Raw genomic sequence first — 4,389 nt, 5'->3', positions numbered from 1 at the left:
GGATCACCGTTAACTACCGCGAAAGCTTCAACCTGCACGCTAGCAGCGGCATCCTGTTCAACCATGAATCACCGCTGCGCGGCATCGAGTTCGTGACGCGCAAAGTCACCGACGCCGCCGCCCGGATCAAGCAGGGCAAACAACAGGAACTGCGCCTGGGCAACATCGACGCCAAGCGCGACTGGGGCTTTGCCGGGGATTACGTCGAAGCCATGTGGCTGATGCTGCAACAGGACAAACCCGACGACTTCGTGGTGGCCACCGGCGTGACCACCACCGTGCGCGAGATGTGCCGGATCGCCTTCGATCATGTGGGCCTGAACTACCGCGATTACGTGAAGATCGACCCGGCGTTCTTCCGCCCGGCCGAAGTGGAAGTGCTGCTCGGCAACCCGGCCAAGGCCCAGCGTGTGCTGGGCTGGAAACCCAAGACCGATCTGGATGCCTTGATCCGCATGATGATGGATGCGGACATGAAACGCGTCGCCAAGGAGTAGGCCATGCTGATTCCCGTGATTCTCTCCGGCGGTGCCGGGACAAGGTTGTGGCCGGTGTCGCGTGAGGGCCATCCCAAACCCTTCATGACATTGCCCGACGGCCAGTCGCTGCTGGGCAAGACCTATCAGCGGGCCGCGGACCTGCTCGACGGCTGGGGCGATATCGTCACGGTGACCAATCGCGAGTACTACTTCCAGAGCAAGGATCACTTTCGGGACGCACACCTGGGCCGGCATCGCGGGCACTTCCTGCTGGAGCCGACGGGACGCAATACGGCGCCGGCCATTGCCGCTGCCGCCCTCTCCCTCCAGGCCCTGCATGGCGACGACGCGATCATGCTGGTCATGCCTGCCGACCATCTGATCGTCAATGTCGAGGCGCTGAAGGACGCGGTCGAGCATGCCGTGACATTGGCCAAGCGCGGTCACCTGGTGACCTTCGGGGTGGTGCCGACCGCTCCGGAAACCGGTTTTGGCTACATTGAAGCCGGCACATCGCTGGACGATAAAGGCGCTGCCAGCGTGCGGCGCTTCGTCGAAAAACCCGACCTGCAAACCGCGACTCATTACGTGGAAAGCGGCAACTTCCTGTGGAACTCCGGGATGTTCTGCTTCTCGGTCGCCAGCCTACTGGCCGAACTGCAAATCCATGCTCCCGCCTTGCTGGAGCAGACGCAGACCTGCATGGCTGCCAGCGCTCCCGTGGAAAACGCCGGGGATGTGCAACAAGAACTGTCACCGGCCCTGTTTGGCGAAATCATGGACATCTCCATCGACTACGCGTTGATGGAACGCTCCGACAAGGTGGTCGTCGTGCCGGCCCGTTTCGACTGGAGCGATATCGGCTCCTGGGGTGCGGTGGCCGCGCTGGTACCGGCAGATGCACAAAACAATCGCACCGTCGGCGAGTCGATATTCATCGACAGCCACAACAACTTCGTCCAGAGCGAAAACCGTCTGGTCGCGACCGTGGGCGTGGATAACCTGATCATCGTCGACACCGCCGACGCCGTGCTGGTGGCCCACGCCGACCGCGCCCAGGATGTGCGTCGGGTGGCCAGGCAGCTCAAGGATAAAGAGCACGAAGCCTATCGCCTGCACCGTACGGTCAGCCGGCCATGGGGCACCTACACCGTGCTCGAGGAAGGCCCGCGCTTCAAGATCAAACGCATCGTGGTCAAGCCCGGCGCCAAGTTGTCGTTGCAGATGCACCACCATCGCAATGAACACTGGGTGGTGGTCGAAGGCATGGCCAAGGTCACCAACAATGGCACCGGCACGCACCTGGTGGCCAAGAACGAATCGACCTTCATTGCTGCCGGTCACAAGCATCGCCTGGAGAATCCCGGCGTGATCGACCTGGTGATCATCGAGGTGCAAAGCGGCGAATACCTGGGAGAGGACGACATCGTCCGCTTCGAAGATCAATACGGCAGGACGGTTTGAATGCTGCGTAACCTTTACCAATCGCTGTGGAGTTACCGGGGTTTCATCCTCGGCAGTGTCAAACGGGAGTTTCAGGCGCGCTATCGCAACTCGCTGTTCGGTGCCTTGTGGACCGTGCTCAATCCGCTGTCGATGATCCTGGTCTACACGGTGATCTTCTCCACCATCATGCGCGCCCGCTTGCCGGGCGTGGATGACGGGTTGGCCTACAGCGTCTACCTGTGCGCCGGCCTGCTGACCTGGGGTCTGTTCGCCGAGATCACGACGCGCAGCCAGAGCATGTTCCTGGAAAACGCCAACCTGCTGAAGAAAATCAGCTTCCCGCGCATCTGCCTGCCGGTCATCGTGCTGCTCAATGCCGGGATCAATTTCGCGATCATCCTGGGGCTGTTCCTCGGCTTCCTGCTGATCAGCGGGCGACTGCCCGGCATGGCGTTACTGGCGCTGCTGCCGTTGCTGATCCTGCAAGTGATCTTCGCCGCGGGACTGGGGATGATTCTGGGCGTGCTCAACGTGTTCTTTCGCGACGTCGGGCAGTTTTTCGGTATCTGCCTGCAGTTCTGGTTCTGGCTGACGCCGATCGTTTATCCATTGTCGATCCTGCCGCCGGGTATCCAGCACTTTATCGAGCTGAACCCGATGACGGCGCTGATGAACAGCTACCAGAACCTGTTTCTCTACAACCAATGGCCAGACTGGAGCTCGCTGGTGCCGTTGCTGGTGATCGGCCTGTTGTTCTGTGGGATGGCGCTGCGGCTGTTCCGCCAGCGTGTCGGTGAAATGGTGGACGAGCTCTGATGGGACATATACGTGTCAGTGGCCTGGGCAAGGCCTACAAGCAGTACCCGAATCGCTGGAGCCGGCTGTTCGAATGGCTGGTACCGTTTTCCCGCACCCGACATCAACTGCACTGGGTGCTGCAAGGGGTCGATTTCGAGATTCAGCCGGGTGAAGCCGTGGGCATCGTCGGGGTCAATGGAGCCGGCAAAAGCACGCTGTTGAAGATGATCACCGGCACCACCCAACCCACCTGCGGCGACATCCGGTTGCAAGGTCGCGTGGCCGCGCTGCTGGAGCTCGGCATGGGTTTCCACCCGGACTTCACCGGTCGGCAGAACACCTTCATGGCCGGCCAGTTGCTCGGCATGCAGGTCGAAGAAATCGAAGCGCTGATGCCGCAGATCGAGAGCTTCGCCGAAATCGGCGAGGCCATCGACCATCCGGTTCGTACCTATTCCAGCGGCATGCAGATGCGCCTGGCGTTCAGCGTGGCCACTGCGCGGCGCCCGGACATCCTGATCGTCGATGAAGCGCTGTCCGTAGGTGACGCCTACTTCCAGCACAAAAGCTTTGATCGCATCCGCAACTTCCGCAAGGCCGGCACCACGTTGCTGATCGTGTCCCATGACCGCTCGGCGATCCAGTCGATCTGCGACACCGCCATCCTCCTGGAAAACGGGCGCATGGCCATGCGCGGCAAACCCGAAGAAGTAATGGACTACTACAACGCCATGCTCGCCCAGCGCGAGGGCCAGACGGTGCGCCAGGAAATGCTCGCCAACGGGCAGGTGCAAACCATTTCCGGGACAGGCGAAGCGGGCATTCTCAGCGTCCGCCTGCTTGACCCCAAGGGCCGTTCGGTGGAGGTGGCGGAAGTCGGTCAGGCGATGGTCCTGGAAGTGCAGGTCGAGGTGCGCCAGGACATCGAGCGGCTGATTCTCGGTTTCATGATCAAGGATCGCCTCGGCCAGCCCATATACGGCATCAATACCCACCGGGTCGACAAAGCCCTCACCGACCTGAGTGCCGGCGAACGCATCACCTACCGTTTTGCCTTCGACATGCGCCTGGGCAAGGGTAATTATTCGGTGGCCCTGAGCCTGTCGCGACTGGATTCGCACCTGGATCGCAATTTCGAATGGCGTGACTACGGGCTGGTCTTCCACGTGATCAACAATCGCCAGGAAGACTTCGTGGGCTGCTCCTGGCTCCAAGCACAGACAAGCGTGACCCGTTCCAGTGAGAGTCGGGTGGAATCTATTGGGGTAACACGATGACCAGACTGTTGGTGGAATGTACCTACGTCTTCGAACACCCGGATGCCAACTCGGGCATTCAACGGGTCGTTCGTAATGTTATTCAGCAATTGCCGGCCGCAGACACCCAGCGTGAATGCATTCCGGTGGTGATGCTCAATGGCGCGTTGTTCGAGGTGAAAAGCCTGGCGCCCTTGCCGACCATCAAAGTGGACCTGGTGAGCCTGCGGGTGAAGCTGGAACACCTCGCCAATCTGTACTGGCAGTGCCATCGGGCACTGGAGGGGCGCCGTCCTTTCAGCACATCGAAGTTCGCCCGCCGGGTGCTTTATGTCGGTTGTCGCCTCACCGCGTTCGCCTGCCTGAGCCTGCCGATGCGACTGCTCGATCGTGTACTCAAGGGCCAGAAG

4 protein-coding genes and 1 pseudogene are annotated in these 4,389 nt (G+C 60.9%); all 5 read left to right on the top strand.

The genetic code is table 11. The features are described 5' to 3' along the window. Window positions 1-497: GDP-mannose 4,6-dehydratase (locus ACXRVY_RS18355; protein WP_458237929.1), on the top strand; the 497-nt coding region annotated here is incomplete at its 5' end. A 3-nt stretch (window positions 498-500) separates the two neighbouring features. Then, window positions 501-1,943, top strand: a complete 1,443-nt coding sequence (locus ACXRVY_RS18350; protein ID WP_223462438.1) for a mannose-1-phosphate guanylyltransferase/mannose-6-phosphate isomerase — start codon at window positions 501-503, stop codon at window positions 1,941-1,943. Beyond that, entirely contained in the window at window positions 1,944-2,741 is a 798-nt protein-coding gene (locus ACXRVY_RS18345) for an ABC transporter permease (RefSeq protein ID WP_223462439.1), read from the top strand. Beyond that, the gene (locus ACXRVY_RS18340; protein ID WP_223462440.1) at window positions 2,741-4,000 is read left to right on the top strand and encodes an ABC transporter ATP-binding protein; all 1,260 of its coding nucleotides are present in this window, start codon (window positions 2,741-2,743) and stop codon (window positions 3,998-4,000) included. The genes ACXRVY_RS18345 and ACXRVY_RS18340 overlap by 1 nt, the downstream gene beginning before the upstream one ends. Next, window positions 3,997-4,389 (top strand): annotated as a pseudogene (locus ACXRVY_RS18335) (glycosyltransferase family 4 protein); the annotation flags it as partial. The gene ACXRVY_RS18340 and the pseudogene ACXRVY_RS18335, both read left to right, overlap by 4 nt.

It is taken from the genome of Pseudomonas sp. P5_A2_2 (assembly GCF_054177685.1).
This window is presented reverse-complemented; position numbering and strand designations above follow the sequence as displayed.